Genomic DNA, 1127 nt, shown 5'->3' on the forward strand with positions numbered 1-1127 from the left:
TCAGCGGTAGGCGGAGGCCTGGAGGGTGTAGAGGTCGGCGTAGAGGCCGTTGAGTGCCATGAGGGTGTCGTGGTCGCCGTGTTCGGTGACGAGGCCGCGGTCGAGGACGTAGATGCGGTCGGCGTAGCGGACGCTGGCCAGGCGGTGGGTGATGAGCAGGACGGTGCGGCCGTCGGCGTGGGTGCGGATGCGTTCGAACAGGGCGTGTTCGGCGCGGGCGTCGAGGGCGGCGGTGGGTTCGTCGCAGATGAGCAGGTCGGCGTCGCGGTGGAAGCCGCGGGCGACGGCGATGCGCTGCCATTGGCCGCCGGACAGTTCGCAGCCGTCCTTGAAGCGGCGGTCGAGCAGGGTGCGGTAGCCGTGGGGGAGGCGGGCGATGACGTCGTCGGCGCCGGCGACGGCGGCGGCTTCGTGCAGGGCGGGTTCGCCTTTGCCGGTGCCCATGGTGATGTTGTAGCGGGCGGTCAGGGGCCAGCGGGTGTGGTCCTGGGCGATGACGGCGGTGCGGGTGCGCAGCAGGTCGGGGTCGACCTGGCGCAGGTCGGTGTCGTCCCACAGGATGGTGCCGGTGTCGGGTTCGTACAGGCCGGACAGGATCTTGGCGAGGGTGGTCTTGCCGGAGCCGTTCTCGCCGACGAAGGCGACGATCTCGCCGTGTTTGATCTCCACGGACACCTCGCGCAGGGCCGGTGCGTCCGCGCCGGGGTAGGTGAAGCTCACCTTGTCGGCCACGATGCGCTCGAACGACCGCGGCATCGGGGCGCCGCGCTCACCGGACACCCGGCCTTCCGCCTGCTCGCAGAACTCCAGGAAGTCGGTGAAGTAGAGGCCCTCCTCGTAGAGCTGGTTGGTGGCGTACATGAGGTTGCCCAGCGAGGTCTGGCCCGATCGGATGGCGAGCACCGCGGTGCCGGCGACGGCCAGCGGGATCGCGGCCACGGCCAGCAGGACGCCGAGGGCGACGTAGACGAGGGCGGCGCCGAGGCCGCCGAGGGCCTCCCCGGCCAGCCTCGTCAGCATCTGGCGCCTGGCCAGCCCGAGCATGACGTCCTGCTCGGCCCTGGCCACGGCGTCGTACATGCGCAGCAGGAAACCGCGCATCGTGAACGAGCGCACCTCGGCGGCGG

1 protein-coding gene is annotated in these 1127 nt (G+C 71.3%); it reads right to left on the reverse strand.

Translation table 11 applies throughout. The annotated features are described in order from the left end of the window. A partial coding sequence (locus tag E1295_RS48180) for an ABC transporter ATP-binding protein (RefSeq protein ID WP_132642105.1) occupies positions 1 to 1127 on the reverse strand: 1127 nt, incomplete at its 5' end.

Source organism: Nonomuraea mesophila, assembly GCF_004352805.1.
Classification (GTDB): Bacteria; Actinomycetota; Actinomycetes; order Streptosporangiales; family Streptosporangiaceae; genus Nonomuraea; species Nonomuraea longispora.